This is a genomic window from Pontibacter litorisediminis, assembly GCF_029360645.1.
Taxonomy (GTDB): Bacteria; Bacteroidota; Bacteroidia; order Cytophagales; family Hymenobacteraceae; genus Pontibacter; species Pontibacter litorisediminis.
The window spans coordinates 1430680-1450172 of sequence record NZ_JARDUA010000001.1; the positions used below are offsets into that span (position 1 = coordinate 1430680).

Consider the following 19493-nt stretch of genomic DNA (forward strand, 5'->3'; position numbering starts at 1 on the left):
ATTAAGCTACTGCTGCTTTTTTAACAGGTTCTTCCTCTTTTTCTAAAACGGTGGAGAGTGTCATCGGCACTTCGTAGCCGCGGTTCTCGCACAGCCACTGGTACAGCTTGGCAACGCCCTCCTGCACGTTGTGCTTCGGATACCAGCCGGTGGCCTCCTGAAACTTGCGTGTGTCGGACACATAGTAATGCTGGTCTCCGGGGCGCCAGTCGCCGAACTTGAGAGGAACCTCTTTGCCACGGTACTTGCCAATGGTTTTGAGCAGCTCCAGCAAACTAACCGTGTTGGCGGGACCGCCACCAATGTTAAAGGCCTGCCCGGTGATGTGCGGCATGTGCTCCTGCGCCAGCAGGAAGGCGTCCACCAGGTCCTCCACAAAGAGGATATCGCGCACCTGCTTGCCGTCGCCGTAAATGTTTACCGGCTCGCCCTCTATGGCCCGGATGGCAAAGTGCGCCACCCAGCCCTGGTCCTCATTGCCGTACTGGTGCGGGCCGTAGATGCAGCTCATCCGGAACACCGCCATCGGCAGGTTATAGGTGCGGGCATAGTCGATCACATACTGGTCGGCCGCGCCTTTAGAGCAGCCGTACGGGCTATGGAAATCGAGGTGGCGTTTTTCGGAGATGCCGAACTTCTTTACGCTGGCATCGGCCGGGTAATAGCGGGAGCCGTTGGAGATGAACTCCATGTCCTCCAGGCCGCCGTATACCTTGTTGGTGGAGGTGAACACCAGCGGTGGCGGGGTGTCCTGCTCCCGTATCGCCTCCAGCACGTTAATGATGCCGCGCGCGTTGATCTCAAAATCGTTGATGGGCAGGTCCAGCGAAGTGGTAACGGCCACCTGGGCGGCAAAATGGAACACCTGTTCGGCACGCTTCATGACCTGACGCACGGCCTGCATGTCGCGGATATCGCCCACGTACACCTCCAGCTTATCGCCGTAAGTATCGTGCAGCCACTGCAGGTTTTTCTCCACCCCTTCGCGGCTCAGGCTGTCGAACACCAGCACGCGCTTGCCCTGCTCCAGCAGGCGCTTGGCCAGGTTGGTGCCCACAAAGCCGGCGCCGCCGGTTATCAAAGTATAAGGTTGGGTATCGTCGTCGATGGTGCGCTTCACGTACGCCAGCTCGTGCAGCTTTTCCAGGCCGTGGCGTGCCCACAGGCGGTAAAGCAGCTTGCTGGTGCCGTCGGCACGCTTCAGCCCGAAGTAGTACTCCCGGTCATCCAGGTGAAAACCACCGACTGTTGGTAGTTTTGCATCCAAATCTTTTACGGCATACCAGTATACACGGACGGCGTCCGCCTTCAGCACCTCCACAAACTCCTGCAGTTGCTTGTACTCATCGTGTTGCCAGGTAGAGAACCCGGCTTCAGTTATCCAGAGTTCGGCCTTGCAGTTATTGCGCGCCATTACCTCACGTACTGCCTGCACGTTTTCTTCCCAGCCGTCCCACATCTGATCGAACACGTGTGGGAAGCCGTGGATGCCTACGGCATCGATGTACTGCATCACGCCGTGGTCGTACATGGTCTGCAGCCAGTTCGGGTCTATCGGGCTCATGCCGCCCAACAGCGTTTTCTTGCCCAGCTGCTGGCACCAGTGGGCTGCGCCGCCCACCATCTCGGCAAACTTATTCCAGCCGTAGTCATGGGCAAAGTCATACTCTGTCAGGTTGTTCGGCTCGTTCCACAGCTCCACCCACTCAAAGTGCTCTCCGTGCTTGGCAATAAACACATCCAGAAAATCGGCGTAGGCCTTTTTATCTTTTGGGGGGGAGGAGGTACGGGGTTTCTCGCCTATACTTGGGGGCGTGTACAAAAAGCAAGGAAGCAGATTCACCTCCTTCGCCAGCGTAGGGATCAGCCAGTCGTACCAGTCTTTGCCGCCGGCGGTGTAGTAGTCGGCCCACGACACCCCGGTGCGCAGCTCCGTTACGCCAAGCTCCTTTAAGCTGGCCAGCGTCTCTTTTACATGCTCATACTCCCCAGGCCGAAACCACTCCACCAGCCCCACCACCGGCAAAGCGGTTTTGCTGTTACTCATTTGTGTATCTGTGTTCATCTTCATTCAATTCTTATTTGACGTTTTGGGTTGGCTGCTTACACGGTTAACCCTCGTGCGGCGAGCTCTGCGCTTGCCTCATTTACACGGTCATCAGCAATCTGCCCTTCCAGCCAGTTGGCCAGTTCCTCCAGCCCGGCATTAAACTCTACCTGCGGATAAAAGCCCAGCACTTCTTTGGCCAGCGATATATCGGCGTAGCAGTGGCGGATGTCCCCCACCCTGTACTTGCCTGTTATCTCTGGCTTCAGGTGCGTTTTGCCCATCACGGTGGCCAGGCGCTCGCCTATCTCGCAGATTGTATAGTTGTTGCCGCTGCCCACGTTAAACACCTTGCCAGTGGCCTCCTCCTTCTCCATGGCCAGGCGACAGGCCAGGGCCACGTCACGCACATGCACAAAGTCCCGCTGCTGGTACCCGTCTTCGAAAATCATGGGGGAGTTGTTGTTTAGAAGGCGTGAGGCAAAGATAGCCAGCACCCCGGTGTAGGGGTTGGAAAGCGCCTGGCGCGTGCCGTACACGTTAAAGAAGCGCATCGCTACGGTCGGGATGTTGTAGGCGCGGCCCACCATCAGGCAAAGGCGCTCCTGGTCGTACTTGCTCAGCGCGTACACCGAGGAGAGCGACGGCGTCTTAGATTCTGGCGTTGGCACCGGCTGCAGCTGCTCGCCCTGCCCGTTGTACAGTTCCCAGTCGGCGGCTTTCAACTGCTCCAGGGGGCGCTCCTGCACGGTAGTCAAATCACCGGAAGGCGTTTTATACAGGCCCTCCCCGTAAATGCTCATGCTGCTGGCCACCACCAGTTTCTTCACCGGGTTCTTGATCAGCGCTTCGAGCAGCACCGTAGTGCCGATGTTGTTTACATCCGTGTACTCGCGCAGCTCATACATGCTCTGCCCTACGCCCACCATGGCCGCGAAGTGAAACACGTAGTCCACCCCCTCCAGGGCACGGGCCACGTCCTCCGGGTTGCGCACATCCCCTACCAGCAACTCCACGTCCTCGTGCAGGTATTCCGGTCGCTGGCAGTCTTTTCCGTGCACCTGCTCGCTCAGGTTGTCCAGTGCTCTTACGGTATAGCCTTGCTGCAGCAGTTCATCGGCCAGGTGAGACCCAATAAATCCGGCTCCTCCGGTTATCAATACTCTGTTCTTCATAGTTAGGTGTTTCTGTCTGTTTAGTCTGTTTTAATTATTGTGGGTGCTGATGTTCTTGGTTGATTCCGGCTAATGCTAAAAAGCCTGCGCCGTAGGCCTGAGGGTGATGTTGTTGATGGATACCCCCGGCGGCTGCCGCAGGGCGTAAAGCACGGCATCGGCCACCTGCCCTGGCGTTATGGCCCCGTAGCCAATGCTCTCCACCGTCTGGCTTCCGGATAGGGTGTTTTTGAAGAAGGCCGTGTCGGTTACGCCAGGGGCTATAACCGTGACACGAATGGTAGGCAGTACTTCCTGACGCAGGGTTTCAGCGATTACCTGCAGGGCTGTTTTGGTAGCGGCGTAGATGCCTCCGTAGGCATACGCCTGCCCGGCCGCCACCGACGAGACAATCACCACATCTCCTGCGCCTGCCTCCTGCATCCCCGGCACAAAGGCCCGTATCATGCGCAGGGTGCCCATCAGGTTGGTGTTAATCACGTGCTGCCACTTTTCCGGGTCCCCTTCCGTGAGCTTCTCGTGCACCCCCTGCCCTGCACTGCACACCAGTATGTTGGGCTTGCCCAGCTGCTGCTGTACCTCAAAAAAAAGGGTGTCTACCGCAGCGGCATCGGCTACGTTACAGCTAAAGGGGGTGATGCCGGAGGAAAGGTCAGCAGGTAGGTGCAGATCAGCAATGGCGGTGTTTACCCCGTCTGCAGAAAGCTGCTCGGCAATGGCTCTTCCAATGCCGGAACCGCCTCCGCTTATGATCGCATGTTTACCTTTCAGCTGCTGCACGTTGGTCGCTAGTATATCCTCCTCCTAAATTTTAAGGGTGCTAAAAACTTGTTGGTTGAACGTAGCAGAGGGAAATAGGGTTGTAGATGCTGAAAGATTGCTATATAAAACCAGCCTAATTATTCTGTTAGCGCCCATTTAAGAAGTTTCACCTCCGAAGAATCCTAAATTCTCCTGCGTTTCAGTTGTACTGCAAAGTCGTGCTGCCCCGCCAATCCCACGCAGGCACCTCTCTCTAACTAAGCGACAGCACAGGCTGCACCTGTATGCGGCATCCCATACTTTGCAGGGAGGCATAAACTGACTAATTTACCCGCTCTTAGCTATATGCCCTTCGTATGGACTTTCAAGCAGCCACCCAACTGCAGGACGACCGCGTACTGCTCCGCCGTTACCAGCCGACGGATGTAAACAACCTTGCCAGCATCGTTTATGACGAAGACATCTGGCGCTTCATGCCCACCCGCATCAGCACTCCCGAGGAGTTGCAGGCATGGGCAGCCACTGTGGAGCAGGGCTTTGCCACCGGCACCCGCTACACGTTTATGATCGTGGACAGGACCACGGGGCGACTGGCCGGCAGCACCAGCTACGGCAACATTTCGCTGCCCGACAGGCGCCTGGAAATTGGCTGGACCTGGCTGAGCAAGGCCTGCCGTGGCACCGGGATGAACCGCCACTGCAAATTCTTGCTGCTGCAGTATGCCTTTGAGGAGCTGCACATGGAGCGGGTGGAGTTAAAGACCGACGTGCTGAACCAGCGCTCGCGCAGGGCCATGCTTAAGATCGGGGCCACAGAAGAAGGTGTGCTACGCAGCCACACCCAAATGCATGACGGCCGTCGCCGCGACACCATATACTATAGTATTCTCCGGGCTGAGTGGCCAGCCATAAAACAGCGGGTGTTTTCCGATTTTCTTGCCTCAGCAGGTACGTGATAGAATCACAGCAACCACAGTCGGCGGTTACGGGTAAGTATACCGGAACCAAAGCTGCAGACCGTTGAGCCCTAGCCCACACCGCATTTTCCTTATCCGCCACGCCAAGCCCAAGGTAGACCGTAAGGGCTTTTTTGATGCAGCGGCTGCCCGCAGGTACATCTCCGACTACGACACAGCCCAGGTGGAGGAGTTTGTGCTCCAGCATGAGGCGCTGCCCTATAAACAAATCAGGAAAGTGTTCTGCAGCACGCTGGTGCGCTCCCAACTCACGGCCCGCGCTATTTTCGGGGATGGGGTCGAGTTGAAGATTGATCCGACGTTCCGGGAGTTCGAGCGCCGCATTTTTACGCTGCCGTTGCTGCGCATGCCCATCAAACTGTGGCTGCTGAGTGCCCGCCTGCTCTGGTTCCTGGGCTTTAACAGTCGCGATATCGAGACGTTCCGCCAGGCACGAGCCCGAGCCCGTGAAGCCGCCAAACTGCTGGACCAGGATGCCCGCCAGCACCAAACCACTGTGCTGGTCGCCCATGGCCTGCTCAACAACTTTATCCGCCGCGAGCTAAGGCAACTTGGCTGGCAGGAAAGTATAAAAGGCGGCAGCAGCTTTCTATCAGTACATATGCTTACCCTTGAATAAGTAAATATTTATACTTATAAATGCAACTTGACGCTTACTATAAAGTATAAATACCTGCTGTAGCTGTGCATGTTGCAACTGCCTATCCAGCAGCTCGTTCCTGATGATCGCCTGTAACTTCTGGTAAAACATACTTATAGACCCTTCCTACTCTACCAGCTCACGGCTGCAGTCGAGTAAATCACGCTGCTTCTATTTGAATAGACTGATTAGAACACTCCTTATTACTAAACCCCGCAACCATGAAGAAAAATGTACTACTAAGTTTACTGATGATCTTGCTGCTGGCACCGGAGGTGTGGGCACAGACGCAGAACGTAAGCGGCAGGGTAACCTCGGCGTCGGATGGATCCGCACTGCCCGGAGTTACAGTGCTGGAGCAAGGCACAACCAATGGCGTTACCACCGGATCGGACGGAGAGTATAACCTGAGCGTGCAGCCAAATGCCACCCTGGTCTTCCGCTTTGTTGGCATGACGACGCAAGAGGTGCCTGTGCAGGGGCGAACCACCATAAACGTACAGCTCAGCACAGACCAGAGACAGCTGGAGGAAGTGGTGGTAGTGGGCTATGGCACCCAGCTAAAGCAGGAGCTGACAGGTAACATTGCGCAGATCTCGGGTGAGCAGATCGCCAACATACCCACCCCATCGCTTGAGTCGGCGCTGCAGGGCAGAGCGGCCGGCGTTTACATTAACCAGGGCAGTGGCAAGCTGGGACAGGGCATTAACATTCGTATTCGGGGTGCTGCCTCCGTTTCGGCCAGCAACCAGCCGCTTTACGTGGTGGACGGTATTCCGGTAACCTCCTCTGACCTGGGCACCAGCAACTCCGAGCCCCTCAACCCCATCGCCGATATCAACCCGAACGACATTGCCTCTATCGAGATCCTGAAAGATGCTTCTGCAGCGGCCATCTACGGCTCCAGGGCCTCCAACGGTGTGGTTATCATTACCACCAAGAGAGGGCAGGCCGGTAAAACCAACATCACGTTCAACTACTACACCGGCTTTAGCCGCCCCACCAAGATCCGGGAGTTCCTGAATGCGTCGGAGTACATAGAGCTGTTCACGGAGGCGATCGAAAATGTGGGGCGCGACCCCGAGAGCACCTTCGCCAGAAACGGCCTGGACATCAACTCCCCCTACGACCAGAACTGGGCAGAGGAGCCCTTCAGGACGGGAAGCGTATCCCAGTATGAGATTGGTTTGAGCGGCGGTAACGAGAAAACCCGCTTCTACATTAATGGCAACTACAACACCACAGACGGCATCCTGATCGGCAACGAGTTTGACAGGGCCTCAGGGCGCTTTAACATTGACCACAGCATCAGCAGCAGGTTCAGGATTGGCGCCAACGTCTCCCTTATCCGCACGCTTAACAAGCGCGTATCCGACGACAACGCCTTCTCCAATGTGATTCAGCTGAACGCCCTCCCCCCCATCCAGCCCAAGATAGACCCGGAAACGGGGGAGCTAAACCGAAGGACGCTTTACTACAATAACCTGATAGACCAGCGCGACGGCTTTAACGACGCCACCACCTACCGCACGATCAGCACCGGTTTTCTGGAAGTGGACCTGCTGCAAAACCTTACGTTCAGGACAGAGCATGGCATAGATTTCCTGAACCTCCAGGAAGAGCTGTACCTGGGCAGCCAGACACAAGACGGTGGCCCCTCCGGCTACGGCTATAACTCGCAGCTTACGTCTATCAACTACAACACGAACAATACACTCTCTTATAATACCCTGATCAATGATGCCCATAAGATAGAGGCACTGGCAGGTTTCAGCTACCAGGACGCCAGCACAAGCTCCGCCTCGGTGGAGGCCCGTGGCTTCCCGAGCGACCGTTTCAGGAAGATAGCCAGTGCGGCGCGTATTACCAGCGGCTCCTCCTCCGAGACAGGTTATGTGTTCGTTTCCTACTATGCCCGCACCAACTATGTGCTCAACCAAAAGTACCTGTTCAGTGGCAGCGTCCGGGTGGATGGTTCCTCCAGGTTTGGCTCCGGCAACCGCTACGGCACGTTCCCGGCCGCTTCAGCCGGATGGATTGTGTCGGAGGAGCCGTTTCTGGGCGACTCCAACCTGCTTAGCTTCTTAAAGCTAAGAGCCAGCTACGGTTTGACAGGTAATGCCGAGATTGCCAACTTCGCCCCGCTGGCGCTCTACAGCGCTGCCGCCTATGAAGAGCTGGCAGGCCTGATTCCTACCAGCCTCCCAAGCGAGGACCTGCGCTGGGAAAAAACCAAGCAGCTGGATGTAGGCATCGACTACGGCCTGTTTGACGACAGGATTACGGGCGAAGTGGACTATTATGTGAAGAACACGGAAGACCTGCTGTTGAACCTGCCGATCCCCGGCTACAACGGCTACACCATCATCACCAAGAACATCGGTAAACTCGAAAACAAGGGGGTTGAGTTTGTTGTGAACACCCGCAACCTGGTGGGAGAGTTCCAGTGGAGCACCAACTTTAACATCGCCTTTAACCGCAACAAAGTAACCGACCTTGGCGGAAACACGATCTTCGGTAACTCCAGAGGCCTGGGGCAGATACGTGAGGGCGAGCCGATGGCTGTTTTCTGGGGCCCTAAGTATGCCGGCGTTGACCCGCAGACAGGGGATGCCCTGTTCTACATCCAGGCAGGCAGCGATGAGGTGACCAGTGATTACAGCCAGGCTGAGGACCAGCGCGTGGGTAACCCGAACCCCAAGTACACAGGCGGCCTGACAAACAACTTCTCTTACAAAGGCTTCGACCTGAACGTGCTGATGCAGTTTGTGCAGGGCAATGACATCTTCAACATGGCCGGTTTCTTCCAATCAGTGAACGGGGACTACTTCGATAACCAGACAAAGGACCAGCTGAACAGATGGCAACAGCCCGGCGATATTACCGATGTGCCGCAGGCAAGGTATCTGGAGGGAAACGGCGGCGAGCGCTCCTCCAGATGGGTACAGGACGGCTCGTTCCTGAGAATCAACAATGTGAACCTAGGCTATAGGCTGCCATCCGCCATCACCGAGAGGCTCCACCTGGAGTCGGCCAGAATCTACGTGCAGGCAACGAACCTGGCCACCTTTACAGACTATGAAGGCTATGACCCTGAGGTGAACACCACCTATTTCGGACGCAGCAACGTGAACCTTGGCCACGATTTTTACACTCCGCCCCTGGCCAAAACCTTTACCATAGGCGTGAACATTGGTTTGTAATCTAAATCTGACAAGACATGACATTCAAAAATAAAATACTGATCGCTCTACTCACCCTCTGCCTCGGCGCCACAGGCTGCGAGGACATGCTGGACGTAGAGCCGCAGCAATCCATAGATGCCCGAAACGCGATCACCACCCAGCAGGACCTGCAGGGTGCGGTGATCGGCATGTACGCCCTGCTGGGGGAGCCATCCTTGTACGGCACCAACCTGCTGCTGCTTCCTGAGCTGCTTGCCTCCGAGGAGAACGTGTTCTGGTATGGTACCTTTGCCGGCTATCGCCAGGTGAGCAACAAGAACATGACATCGGATAACATAGAGGCCCAGCGCACGTGGCTAACGGCCTACGAGGCCATTAACCTTGCAAACATTGTGCTCAGCAAGCTGGAGGTGGCCACAGACCCCGAGGTACGGGACCGCATCGAGGGGGAGGCGCTCTTTGTAAGGGGCATTCTGCATTTTGAACTGGTGCGGCTTTACGGAAAAGCGTGGAACGACGGCGACCCTACGACCAACCTTGGTGTACCGATCCGCACCACCCCGGTAACCACAGAGGCAGAAGCCAGAGCCTTTGCCCCGCGCAACACCGTTGCCCAAGTATACGAGCAGGCCATCCAGGACCTGGAGCGTGCCAAGGAACTGCTGCCGGAGCTAAACGAGGAGCGGGCGAACACCTATGCCGCCAGCGCCTTCCTGGCCCGCATCCATTTGCAGCGCCAGGATTACGCGGCTGCCCTGCAGGAGGCGAACCGCGTTATAGAGGAAGGGCCCTTTACCCTGAACCCTTCGGTATCGGCTATCTTTCAAAATGACAACACAGCAGAGTCTATCTTTGAGATACAGCAGAACGACCAGAACAACGCCGGTACCGCCAACGACGGCCTTACCACCTTCTATGCCGACCTGGAGGGTATTGGCCGTGGTGACGTAACCGTAGCCTCTGCGGACCTGTACGAGGAGCAGGACACCCGCCTGACACAGCTGATTTACACCGGTTTCCTGTATGGCGACATACAAAGCGGCAAGTGGACGAGCTACGGGCAGAATATCCCGGTGGTACGCTTAGCAGAGATGTACCTTATCAGAGCCGAGGCTAACCTGCGCCTGGGTTCGGCTGTGGGCGCAACGCCGTTAGAGGATATCAACCGCATCCGCGAACGAGCTGGCGCCACCCTGCTGACCAGCGTTACGCTGGAGGACGTGCTGCTGGAGCGAAGGCTTGAGCTGGCCTTTGAGGGCTTCCGTATTCATGACCTTAAACGCACTGAGGGAGAGCTGGTAGGAGAAGATTACACCATCCCCTGGGATGCTGAGGAGCTGGTCTTCCCTATCCCGAGAAGAGAGATAGATGCTAGCCAAGGCCAACTTACACAGAACCCCGGCTACTCCGGATAAACAGAGCAACACCAAAAAGCCCCTGTAAGTACAGGGGCTTTTAATTTTTCCTTAAAAACTAAACTTTTAGTTTTTAAACTAAGTATATAGTTATATATTTACCACAGAACATCACCCTTTTATACTTCTATGAAAGAACTGACCAAAGCCGAGGAAGAAATTATGCAGGTGCTCTGGAAGCTGGAGCGGGCCTTTGTACGCGACATTCTGGAGGAGCTACCTGAGCCGAAGCCCGCCTACAATACAGTGTCTACCATTGTGCGTATCCTGGAGACAAAGGGCTTTGTGGGGCACGAGGCCTTTGGCAAATCACACCAGTACTTCCCGCTGGTAGGGCAGGACAAGTATAAAAGCTTTTTTCTGAAGAACTTCATGAGCGGCTACTTTGGCGGCTCTTTCGAGAAACTGGTCTCCTTCTTTGCCAAGGATAACAACCTGGATGTGCAGGAGCTGGACCAGCTGCTAAAACACGTAAAGCAAAACCTGGACGAAAACGAGGAAAGCGATGGAAGCACTACTTAATTACACTTTCAAGGTAAGCATTGCCCTGCTGGCTTTGTACCTGTTTTACTTCCTGGTGCTGCGGGGCCAGAACAGTTTCCGCTTTAACCGGGCGTACCTGCTGTTGGCTCCCATCATCGCGCTGCGGCTCCCCCTAATCCAATGGCCTGCCATACTTTCCCCGGATGCCGCCGTCTCCAAGGTGCTACAGGCAGTGCAGCTCGGCGAGGTAGTGGTAACCGCCTACCGGCCTGAAGCGGCGGCGGAAACCGGAGCAGCCTTCCCTTGGGTTCCTCTGCTGACGACCTTGTACTTGCTGGGTGTGGCGGTGGTGCTTTCCAAGCTCGTGCGGCAGCTGTGGCAGATTCGGCAGCTAAAGGCCCAGGCTATACTTGCGCGGCAGGCTGAGGGGGTAAAAGTATACCACCTGAGCAGTCCTTACCCCGCCTTCGCCTTCGGGAAAAACATCTTCCTGAGCCAGCAGCAGGAGCCGCTGCAACCCCAGGAACGGGAGCAGGTGCTGGCCCACGAGTTGGCGCACGTAAAGTATGGCCATACCTGGGATGTCATTTTATACGAGCTGCTCTCGGCTATACTTTGGTTTCACCCTGCCGTGTGGCTTTTAAAGCAGGAGCTGCGCGATGTGCACGAGTACCAGGCCGACGCTGCCGTGGTGAGCCGGCACCAAACGCAAAAGTATACGTCCCTCCTCTCCCGGGAGGCCCTGGTAAGTATGGGTTTGCCGGTGGGCAGCTACTTTACCAAGCCACAGGTGCTCAAGCGGCTGCAGATGCTGCAACGGCAGGGGCACAAACCAGGCTGGGTGCGTCCGCTGCTCGCCGCCCCGCTCCTGTTGGCATTAGCCTTTCTGCTGGCCCGGCAGCAGGCTACGGCCGAAAACTCAAGTTTAACCCCAAGCACCAGCTCTGACGTGCTTCCAGCTGTAACCATTTCAGACGATGAAGTAACTGCTCCATCCGGAGAACAGCCTTATACTTACGTGGAGCAGATGCCCACGTTTGAAGGCGGTGACAAAGGCCTGATGCAGTTCCTGGGAAAAAATACCCGCTTTCCGAAGGCAGCACAGGCGGCCGGCGTGGAAGGCTTGGTGGTCCTGAGCTTTGTTGTTGACCGGGATGGCTCCTTATCCAACATTGAGGTAGTGAAATCCCTGGGGCAGGGCACTGACGAGGAGGCCATGCGCGTGGTACAGCTGATGGACGGTAAATGGAACCCCGGCAGACAAAACGGTAAGGCCGTGCCGGTACGGTATACCCTGCCTATCCGCTTCGCCATCAAGTAAAGTATAAATTTCCCTTTAATAAACACCTTTTTCAGCTCGTTTTGGGCTGATACAGGATAATTATTGCCTTTTTCCAAGTAAAAAACAAACCAATCAAACCATGAAAAAGAAAGACACATTTATCCGGCTGGTTGCGAGCGCACTGCTAAGCATGGCCACGCTAGCCGCTGCCCCAGCTGCATTTGCCCAAACAGCGGACAAGCCCTATACTTACGTGGAGCAGATGCCGGTTTTTAAAGGCGGCGACAAAGGCCTCATGCAGTTTCTGGGCACCAACATCAAGTATCCCGAAGATGCTGTGAAAGCTGGCGTGGAGGGACTGGTGGTGGTGACCTTTGTGATTGACACGGATGGCTCAGTAAAGAGCGCGCAGGTGGTAAAGCCGCTCAGTTCCAGCACCGATGCGGAGGCGGTACGCGTAATCAAGCTGATGGACGGCATGTGGCAGCCGGGCAAGCAGAATGGCAAGATCGTAGCCGTAAAATATACCCTGCCCATCCGCTTTGCCATGAAAACGGAGCCTGCCGAGGCCGCCGCCCCGGACCAGCAGCCACAGTTTAAAGGCGGGCAGCAGGCCCTGATGCAGACGCTACACCAGCACCTGAAACTACCCGAAGCAGCCAAGCAGGAGCACCTGAACGCGCGGGTGGTCGTGAAGTTTACGGTAGAGAAAGACGGCACCGTATCCAACATCAAACTGGCCAGCACCAAGCTGAAGAAAACTGTAGGCCCGGACACCAAGCTTGACTACATGGATGCCTCCACGTTTAACCTGCAGAACAAAACCATAGTGGCCAAGCTGGCAGAGGCCGCCGCAGCCGCTGTAAAAGCCACCTCCGGCCAATGGCAGCCCGCCACTAAAAACGGGCAACCGGTTGCGGCCGAAATAGCGCTTCCGGTGCAGTTTCTGGGTTCCGAGGCTGATCCCATAGACCATTCCCTCCCCTCGCCAGCAAGCCAACAGGAAGCAAGCAGCCCAGCCAAAGCCCAACCTTCGGCTTCTGCTCACCCGGACAGGGAATTCCCGAAACAACTCGCTAAATTCTTTGCCAAAAACCTCCGCTATCCCGGCACTGATGCAGAAAGTGTCATTGAGATGGAGTATGAGATGCTGGAGAACGGAACGCTACACTATGTATTAGGAAAGAACCAGAACAGAGAGTTGCAGGATGAAGTCCTCCGGGTACTGAAGCTTGCCAAAGAAGAGAGATTTATCACCTATAATGGGAAGGGCCTGCAAACACTGGCCGTATGGTTTAAAATTAATGATGCCACCACGAAGTCCTTAGCTGATAAACCCATGCATGCTGATGTGGTGGTGACAAAGTATAAATAACAGGTATTCTTGCACGTAACCCCTCCAGATGCTGGAGTATAAAATTGTCATCCTGAACGAATCCTGATGGCAGGTAGCATGGACTTAGCCTCCGGGGTAGGCTGCCCTTATTCCACGAAGGTTCTTAACAGCATGATTGTATTTTAGGGGCCTCATGCGTAAAACGAACCGGCCCTGTCACCGGTACTCTCCCGGCATAGCGACAGTATTATACTTACAGTCCGTGTCTTTCTCACCAGGTAAAAAACTCTACGAGTATAAAAGCCCTACTGAATTGTCTCAGCAGGGCTTTTATTAAAGTCAAGTATGAGCTGGGAGGTTAGAAAATCTAACAACCAGTAACTAACGACTAAAAATTCCAGTCCTCATTGATGATCGCCATAGCGTGGTGGGCCGTCATGTCGAACTGGCAAGGCACGATGGAAATGTAGTTATTCACCAGCGCCCATTCGTCGGTATCCTCACCTTTGTCGTGGTTCACGAAGCTGCCCGTCATCCAGTAGTACTTGCGGTTGTGCGGGTCCAGGCGCTCGTCAAACTCCTCCTGCCACTTGGCGCGGGCCTGGCGGCATACCTTGATGCCCTTGATCGGGTCATCGCTTTTCTTCGGGAAGTTTACGTTCAGGGCGGTGTTGTCCGGGATGCCGTGCTCGATCGCCTGGCGAATGATCGTCTCCACAAACTCCTCGGTGTGCGAAAAATCCGCACCGTGGCCATAGTCGCAGAGCGAGAAGCCGATGGCCGGCAAGCCCTCAATGGCCGCCTCGATGGCCGCCGACATGGTGCCGGAGTACAGTACGCTGATGCTGGAGTTGGAGCCGTGGTTGATGCCGCTCACCACCAGGTCAGGCTGGCGGTCGCGCAGCACGTGGTGCTTGGCCAGCTTCACGCAGTCAGCCGGGGTGCCGGAGCACTCGTAAGCCTCCACGCCCAGGTCCTCCAGCGCAATGGATTTATCTAAGCGAAGTGTGTTACCAATGGTAATGGCGTGCCCCATACCCGACTGAGGCGAATCGGGGGCCACTACTACTACCTCCCCTACTTTCATGGCCACGCGCACCAGTGTTCTGATGCCTGGTGCCGTTATACCGTCGTCGTTGGAAACTAAGATTAAAGGTTTAGCCATTTTAATTATTTACAGTTGATGTGTGACAAAAAGAACGATTTTCGATTTCATGCTAATATACTACAACCTGCGGCTGCACATCAAGGTTTATACAATTAAATAACACCGAGAACGAGCCACCATGTTGAAGAATATCATATACGCGGTGCTGCTGGGGGCAGGCATGGCAGCTTGTCTCTCGCAGCAGGATAAACAGAACGAAGAAGCTGCCGGTGCCCCGGAAGAAACCATGCTTCCGGACGCCACCGAGGTAACCCCCACTGCCCCCGACCCCATCCTCTTTGTGATAGATAAGGAGCGCGTGGGAGAGGTGAAGATCGGCATGCCCATAGCGCAACTGCAGGAGCAGGTAAACGACGGCCTCCACCTAACAGACACCACCCTGCGGCAGGAAGGCACGCAAAGCACCGCATACCTGCTAAAGCCGGAAGGTCAGGCCAAGGGCCTGCTGGTGGAGCAGCAGTGCGAGGAGGCATGCAAGGTGTGGCGCATCAGCGTGCTCAGCCCTGATTTCAAGACGGCAAAAGACATCAGCGTGGGCTCTAAGTACAGCGAGCTGCAGCAGGCTTACCGAATCAGGAAGGTAACATTTGAGGAAGGCAATTTAGTGGCCCTTGCCCCGGATGCCGGCATGAGCTTTATACTTGACCACAGCACCTTGCCTAAAGACCAGCTTTCCAGCGTAAACGCCGCCACCGTACCCGCTAATCTGCTCATCCGGAAAATCTTAGTATATTAGTAAGTTGCTATGTTCAGGGTAAATTCCTATACTTGCTGTCATGGCTATACTTCGCTCTGGCTACAAGTCCAAGAACTTCGGTCTGCTGCTGCTCCGGGTGGGCATCGGCGTTATGTTCATACTCCACGGCTGGCCTAAAATGGCTGGCGGCGCCGAGCGCTGGGAAGCGATAGGCCAAAACATGGGGCTCCTGGGAATCGGCTTCGCTCCTGTGTTCTGGGGATTTATGGCGGCGTTTGCCGAGGTAGTTGGCGGGGCACTGCTGCTGCTGGGCCTGCTTTTCCGGCCTGCCGTTGTACTGCTGCTGATCACGATGATTGTAGCCACCATCCGCCACGTAGCCGGCGGCGATGGTTTCGGGGGCTATTCCCACTCCCTGGAGGCGGCCATTCTTTTTGCATCGCTGCTTTTTATTGGCCCTGGCAATTATAGCCTCGACCATAAGTTCCTGCACAAAGACAAGGCCCGCAGCCGAAAGTACTTCGCTTAAGCCTTCGGCACCGCAAGAGATGCTGCTATACTTCAAAGACGCAACAAACCATTGCGTCTTTTTTGATGCCCTCCTATCTTTAGGATACTCACCAATCTGCCAGATGCAGTGAGGCCGATGCACCTTCGGAGATATTCAAAAAGCTGCTTCTCTACAACTTTTTAGCCTTCTAACTGCCTAACTCCGCAGAAATCCTTATCATTGCTTCTTGATCTTTCCTGTTAACTGAACCATGCTAACCACTTTACTACTTGCTGCGCTGCTTAGTACCGGCGCGCCCGATAAAGACAAGCCCAAACTGCAAACGCCCTACGAGCAGGGCAACGGCAACCAAACCGCCACCTACGACGAGGCGATACAGTGGTACCAGAAGCTCGACGAGGCCTATGAGGAAGTAAAGATGGTGCCCTACGGCACTACTGATGCGGGCCGCCCGCTGCACCTGGTTATCGTCTCCACGGATAAGGATTTTGACCCTGCCTCTATCAAACAAAAAAACAAGCGGGTGCTGCTGATCCAGAACGGCATTCACCCGGGCGAGCCGGAGGGCATTGACGCCACCATGATGCTGGCCCGCGATTACCTGCAGAACAAGAAACTGCGCAAGCAACTGGATAACGTGGTGCTGGCCATTATCCCGGTGTACAACATCGGCGGTGCCCTGAACCGCAACAGCCACACCCGCACCAACCAGAACGGGCCCGAGGAGTATGGCTTTCGGGGCAACGCCCGTAACCTGGACCTGAACCGCGATTACATCAAAACCGACTCGCGCAACGCCCAGACATTCCACCAGATTTTCCGGGAGTGGGACCCCGACGTGTTCATGGACAACCATACCTCCAACGGGGCCGATTACCAGCACGTGATGACGCTCATCGCCACGCAGCACAACAAACTCAGCCCTGCGCTGGCCAAGTACCTGAAGGGCAAAATGGTGCCGACGCTGTATGATGGCATGAAGCAGGACAAGTTTCCGATGGTGCCGTACATGAACACCGTGGACGAGACGCCGGACAAGGGCATCATCGGCTTTATGGAGTCGCCGCGCTACGCTACAGGCTATACTACCCTCTACAACACCATCGGCTTTGTACCCGAAACGCACATGCTTAAACCCTTTAACCAGCGCGTGCAAGCCACTTACAAGCTGATGGAGAACATGATCGAGACGGTGCACCGCGATGCCGACGAGATAGGCAAACTGCGCCAGCAGGCCAAGCAGCAGACGCTCACGCAGCAGAAGTTCCCGCTCAACTGGAGGCTGGACACCACCAAGGTAACGCAGATTCCTTTCCTGGGCTATGAGGCAAAGTATAAACCAAGCGAGGTAAGCGGACTCGAGCGCCTGTACTACGATCGCAAGTCGCCTTACAGCAAGAAGATCGATTACTACGATGAGTTTGTGCCGGCGGTGACCGTTGAGAAGCCTGTTGCCTACATCATCCCACAGGCCTGGCACGAGGTGATTGAGCGACTGAAACTGAACAAGGTACAAATGCAACAGCTAAAGCGCGATACCACCCTAACCCTCGACACCTACTACATCACCGACTATAAAACAGGGCAACGCCCCTACGAGGGCCATTACCTGCACTCCGATGTACAGGTGGAGACGAAGCGTATGCCGCGCCAGTTCTTTAAGGGCGATTACGTGGTGTACCTTAACCAGGAGGCCAACCGCTTTTTGGTGGAGGTGCTGGAGCCGCAGGCCGTGGACTCCTACTTCAACTGGAACTTCTTCGACTCGATCCTGATGCAGAAGGAGTACTTCTCCAGCTATGTGTTTGAGGACCTGGCGGCCCAGTACCTGAAGCAGAACCCAGAGTTGCGCCAAAAACTGGAGGCACGCAAAAAGCAGGACCCGGAGTTAGCCAAAAACGCCCGTGCCCAGCTCGACTTTGTGTACCGAAACACGCCGCACTATGAGTACACGCACCAGCTGTACCCGGTAGGCCGCCTGATGCAGGACGTAAAGCTGCCGCTGTAAAGTATAAGCCAAGTATCAAGTATAGAAGCCACCCTGAGGGATGGCTTCTTGCGTTTCAGCCAAAGCAGAAGTATAAACCCAAAGCCCCGGCAGCCAGAAAAAATCGGAAACTTATGCAGAGGTTTACATGTTTTGGAGTTAAATTTGCATGTACATACATTATTTATCAAAACAAATATCACTCTAATGAGTCTTTTACAGCATTTGAACTGGCGCTACGCAACCAAACGCATGACGGGAGAGCGCGTGCCACAAGAAAAAGTTGACTATATACTGGAAGCTACCCGCCTTTCGGCTTCTTCCATGGGCTTGCAGCCTTATACAATTCTGGTAGTGGAAAACCCGGAGCTGCGCCAGCAGATCCAGAAAGTGGCCTACAACCAGCCGCAGATCGTGGAGGCATCGCACCTGTTGATTTTCGCGGCCTGGAACGACGTGACCGAGGCACAGGTAGACGAGTATATGCAAAACATTGCCGAAGTACGTGGCATTCCTGTAGAGTCGCTGGCTGACTTTAAAGCCAGCCTGATGAATGGCGTGGTAAGCCGCACGCAGGAGCAGAAGTATGAGTGGGCTGCCCGCCAGACCTACATTGCCCTGGGTACTGCCCTGGCCGCTGCTGCCGAGCAAGGAGTGGACGCCACTCCGATGGAAGGCTTTGACCCGGCCGCCCTGGACGAGTTGCTTAACCTGAAAGAGAAAGGCCTGCGCAGCGTAACCCTGCTTCCGCTCGGCTTCCGCCATGCTGAGGCCGACTTCTTGGCCACAGCCAAGAAAGTGCGCCGCGACAAGGAGCAGCTTTTCGTAGCGCTGGACGAAGTATAACACGCACTATATTTAGAAACAGAAAAGGCCACCGCTGAGGTGGCCTTTTCTGTTTTTTAAGCAAACTTATACTTCTATCTCTCCCTTCAGGTACGTCACTGCCTTGCCGGTTATCTTCACCCTGTCACCCAGAAACTCACAATGCAACGCGCCCTGCCGCTTGGAGAGCTGCCGGGCCTGCAGCCTTTTCTTGCCCAGCCTTTCGCTCCAGTAAGGCGTCAGCGTGGTGTGGGCAGAGCCGGTAACGGGGTCTTCGGGGATACCTACCTGCGGGCAGAAAAAGCGGGACACGAAGTCCACCTCCTGCCCCGGGGCAGAAACGATAACGCCTCTGGCCGACACCGTGTTAAGCAGCGCAATGTCCGGATCAAAACCCTCCACATCGGCCTGAGAAGTATAAACGAGCAGGTAATCGGTCTTCCCTTTATAGGTTTCCTGCGGGGTTTTGCCAAGCGCCGTGATCAATGCCTCCGGAGTCTCGGCGGGCTCCAGCACATCTGCCGGGAAGTCTAGCGTTAAGGCATCACCTTGCTTCGTAACGGTTAGTAAACCGCTGCGGCGCGACTGGAATCGGATCACCTCCGACGTGTGGCCAGCGTAGGTAAACAGCACGTAAGCCGCAGCTAAGGTGGCGTGGCCGCACAAAGCAACCTCCACCGTGGGCGTAAACCAGGTGATCTCATACTCCTCCCCTTTCGGCACGACAAAAGCGGTTTCAGCCAGGTTGTTCTCAGCGGCTATCTGCTGCATCGTTTCGTTGGGCAGCCAGGCATCCAGCACGCACACGGCTGCAGGGTTTCCGCCAAACACCTTGTCTGTAAAGGCATCGATCTGGTATAATGGTATTTTCTTCAAGCTGATCTCGGGTTTTAAAAGTGATCTTTTTCTACTGCTAAGGTAGCAAAAAGATAAGCACCCGTGCCGCCGCGGGCAGCGGAAAGTATGTCGAAAACTTAGTTGCAGCTGGTTGTATACTTAGCCA

The 19493-nt window shown here is 55.3% G+C and carries 16 protein-coding genes; 11 read left to right on the forward strand and 5 right to left on the reverse strand.

Going from position 1 to position 19493, the window contains the following annotated elements:
* Window position 1: 1 nt before the first annotated feature.
* From PXG97_RS06010 to PXG97_RS06020, 3 genes are all read right to left on the reverse strand, one after another.
* Window positions 2-2047, reverse strand: coding sequence for an SDR family NAD(P)-dependent oxidoreductase (locus PXG97_RS06010; RefSeq protein WP_276496810.1), 2046 nt, complete (start codon window positions 2045-2047; stop codon window positions 2-4).
* A 56-nt stretch (window positions 2048-2103) separates the two neighbouring features.
* The gene (locus PXG97_RS06015; RefSeq protein WP_276496811.1) at window positions 2104-3222 is read right to left on the reverse strand and encodes an NAD-dependent epimerase/dehydratase family protein; all 1119 of its coding nucleotides are present in this window, start codon (window positions 3220-3222) and stop codon (window positions 2104-2106) included.
* 75 nt (window positions 3223-3297) lie between these two features.
* Window positions 3298-4002: an SDR family oxidoreductase gene (locus PXG97_RS06020; protein ID WP_276496812.1), complete on the reverse strand. Its 705-nt coding sequence runs from the start codon at window positions 4000-4002 to the stop codon at window positions 3298-3300.
* Between the two features lie 338 nt (window positions 4003-4340).
* On the opposite strand from PXG97_RS06020, the gene PXG97_RS06025 reads away from it, so the two are divergent.
* The 7 genes from PXG97_RS06025 (at window position 4341) to PXG97_RS06055 (ending at window position 13341) form a co-directional block, all read left to right on the forward strand.
* Complete coding sequence (locus PXG97_RS06025) at window positions 4341-4940, forward strand: GNAT family N-acetyltransferase (RefSeq protein WP_276496813.1); 600 nt, start codon at window positions 4341-4343, stop codon at window positions 4938-4940.
* A 64-nt stretch (window positions 4941-5004) separates the two neighbouring features.
* Complete coding sequence (locus tag PXG97_RS06030) at window positions 5005-5580, forward strand: histidine phosphatase family protein (protein ID WP_276496814.1); 576 nt, start codon at window positions 5005-5007, stop codon at window positions 5578-5580.
* 242 nt (window positions 5581-5822) lie between these two features.
* Entirely contained in the window at window positions 5823-8804 is a 2982-nt protein-coding gene (locus tag PXG97_RS06035; protein ID WP_276496815.1) for a SusC/RagA family TonB-linked outer membrane protein, read from the forward strand.
* 17 nt (window positions 8805-8821) lie between these two features.
* Window positions 8822-10201, forward strand: coding sequence for a RagB/SusD family nutrient uptake outer membrane protein (locus PXG97_RS06040; RefSeq protein ID WP_276496816.1), 1380 nt, complete (start codon window positions 8822-8824; stop codon window positions 10199-10201).
* A 129-nt stretch (window positions 10202-10330) separates the two neighbouring features.
* On the forward strand, window positions 10331-10723 hold the full coding sequence (locus PXG97_RS06045; RefSeq protein ID WP_276496817.1) for a BlaI/MecI/CopY family transcriptional regulator: 393 nt from the start codon (window positions 10331-10333) through the stop codon (window positions 10721-10723).
* Window positions 10707-12005 (forward strand): M56 family metallopeptidase, encoded by a 1299-nt coding sequence (locus PXG97_RS06050; protein ID WP_276496818.1) that lies wholly within the window; start codon window positions 10707-10709, stop codon window positions 12003-12005. The genes PXG97_RS06045 and PXG97_RS06050 overlap by 17 nt, the downstream gene beginning before the upstream one ends.
* A 100-nt stretch (window positions 12006-12105) precedes the next feature.
* Window positions 12106-13341, forward strand: coding sequence for a TonB family protein (locus tag PXG97_RS06055; protein ID WP_276496819.1), 1236 nt, complete (start codon window positions 12106-12108; stop codon window positions 13339-13341).
* 349 nt (window positions 13342-13690) lie between these two features.
* Here the strand turns inward: PXG97_RS06055 and surE are convergent, their stop codons facing one another.
* Complete coding sequence (gene surE, locus PXG97_RS06060) at window positions 13691-14467, reverse strand: 5'/3'-nucleotidase SurE (RefSeq protein ID WP_276496820.1); 777 nt, start codon at window positions 14465-14467, stop codon at window positions 13691-13693.
* Between the two features lie 121 nt (window positions 14468-14588).
* Here surE and PXG97_RS06065 point away from each other — a divergent pair, with 121 nt between their 5' ends.
* The 4 genes from PXG97_RS06065 to PXG97_RS06080 all read left to right on the forward strand — a co-directional run bounded on the left by PXG97_RS06065 (window position 14589) and on the right by PXG97_RS06080 (window position 18511).
* Complete coding sequence (locus tag PXG97_RS06065) at window positions 14589-15206, forward strand: mechanosensitive ion channel protein MscS (protein WP_276496821.1); 618 nt, start codon at window positions 14589-14591, stop codon at window positions 15204-15206.
* A 40-nt stretch (window positions 15207-15246) separates the two neighbouring features.
* Window positions 15247-15696, forward strand: coding sequence for a DoxX family protein (locus tag PXG97_RS06070; protein ID WP_276496822.1), 450 nt, complete (start codon window positions 15247-15249; stop codon window positions 15694-15696).
* A gap of 232 nt (window positions 15697-15928) precedes the next feature.
* Window positions 15929-17686 (forward strand): M14 family metallopeptidase, encoded by a 1758-nt coding sequence (locus PXG97_RS06075; RefSeq protein ID WP_276496823.1) that lies wholly within the window; start codon window positions 15929-15931, stop codon window positions 17684-17686.
* Window positions 17687-17890: 204 nt separating this feature from the next.
* The gene (locus PXG97_RS06080) at window positions 17891-18511 is read left to right on the forward strand and encodes an NAD(P)H-dependent oxidoreductase (protein WP_338088598.1); all 621 of its coding nucleotides are present in this window, start codon (window positions 17891-17893) and stop codon (window positions 18509-18511) included.
* Window positions 18512-18577: 66 nt separating this feature from the next.
* Here the strand turns inward: PXG97_RS06080 and PXG97_RS06085 are convergent, their stop codons facing one another.
* Window positions 18578-19366, reverse strand: a complete 789-nt coding sequence (locus tag PXG97_RS06085) for a PhzF family phenazine biosynthesis protein (RefSeq protein WP_276496825.1) — start codon at window positions 19364-19366, stop codon at window positions 18578-18580.
* Window positions 19367-19493: the final 127 nt, after the last annotated feature.

Excerpts from the sequence above, each read along its gene's own strand:
- PXG97_RS06065 (WP_276496821.1), top strand. The coding sequence starts at position 14,589 with ATGTTGAAGAATATCATATACGCGGTGCTGCTGGGGGCAGGCATGGCA.
- PXG97_RS06010 (WP_276496810.1), bottom strand. The coding sequence starts at position 2,047 with ATGAGTAACAGCAAAACCGCTTTGCCGGTGGTGGGGCTGGTGGAGTGG.
- PXG97_RS06075 (WP_276496823.1), top strand. The coding sequence starts at position 15,929 with ATGCTAACCACTTTACTACTTGCTGCGCTGCTTAGTACCGGCGCGCCC.
- surE (WP_276496820.1), bottom strand. The coding sequence starts at position 14,467 with ATGGCTAAACCTTTAATCTTAGTTTCCAACGACGACGGTATAACGGCA.
- PXG97_RS06025 (WP_276496813.1), top strand. The coding sequence starts at position 4,341 with ATGGACTTTCAAGCAGCCACCCAACTGCAGGACGACCGCGTACTGCTC.
- PXG97_RS06050 (WP_276496818.1), top strand. The coding sequence starts at position 10,707 with ATGGAAGCACTACTTAATTACACTTTCAAGGTAAGCATTGCCCTGCTG.
- PXG97_RS06040 (WP_276496816.1), top strand. The coding sequence starts at position 8,822 with ATGACATTCAAAAATAAAATACTGATCGCTCTACTCACCCTCTGCCTC.
- PXG97_RS06015 (WP_276496811.1), bottom strand. The coding sequence starts at position 3,222 with ATGAAGAACAGAGTATTGATAACCGGAGGAGCCGGATTTATTGGGTCT.
- PXG97_RS06035 (WP_276496815.1), top strand. The coding sequence starts at position 5,823 with ATGAAGAAAAATGTACTACTAAGTTTACTGATGATCTTGCTGCTGGCA.
- PXG97_RS06045 (WP_276496817.1), top strand. The coding sequence starts at position 10,331 with ATGAAAGAACTGACCAAAGCCGAGGAAGAAATTATGCAGGTGCTCTGG.
- PXG97_RS06070 (WP_276496822.1), top strand. The coding sequence starts at position 15,247 with ATGGCTATACTTCGCTCTGGCTACAAGTCCAAGAACTTCGGTCTGCTG.
- PXG97_RS06055 (WP_276496819.1), top strand. The coding sequence starts at position 12,106 with ATGAAAAAGAAAGACACATTTATCCGGCTGGTTGCGAGCGCACTGCTA.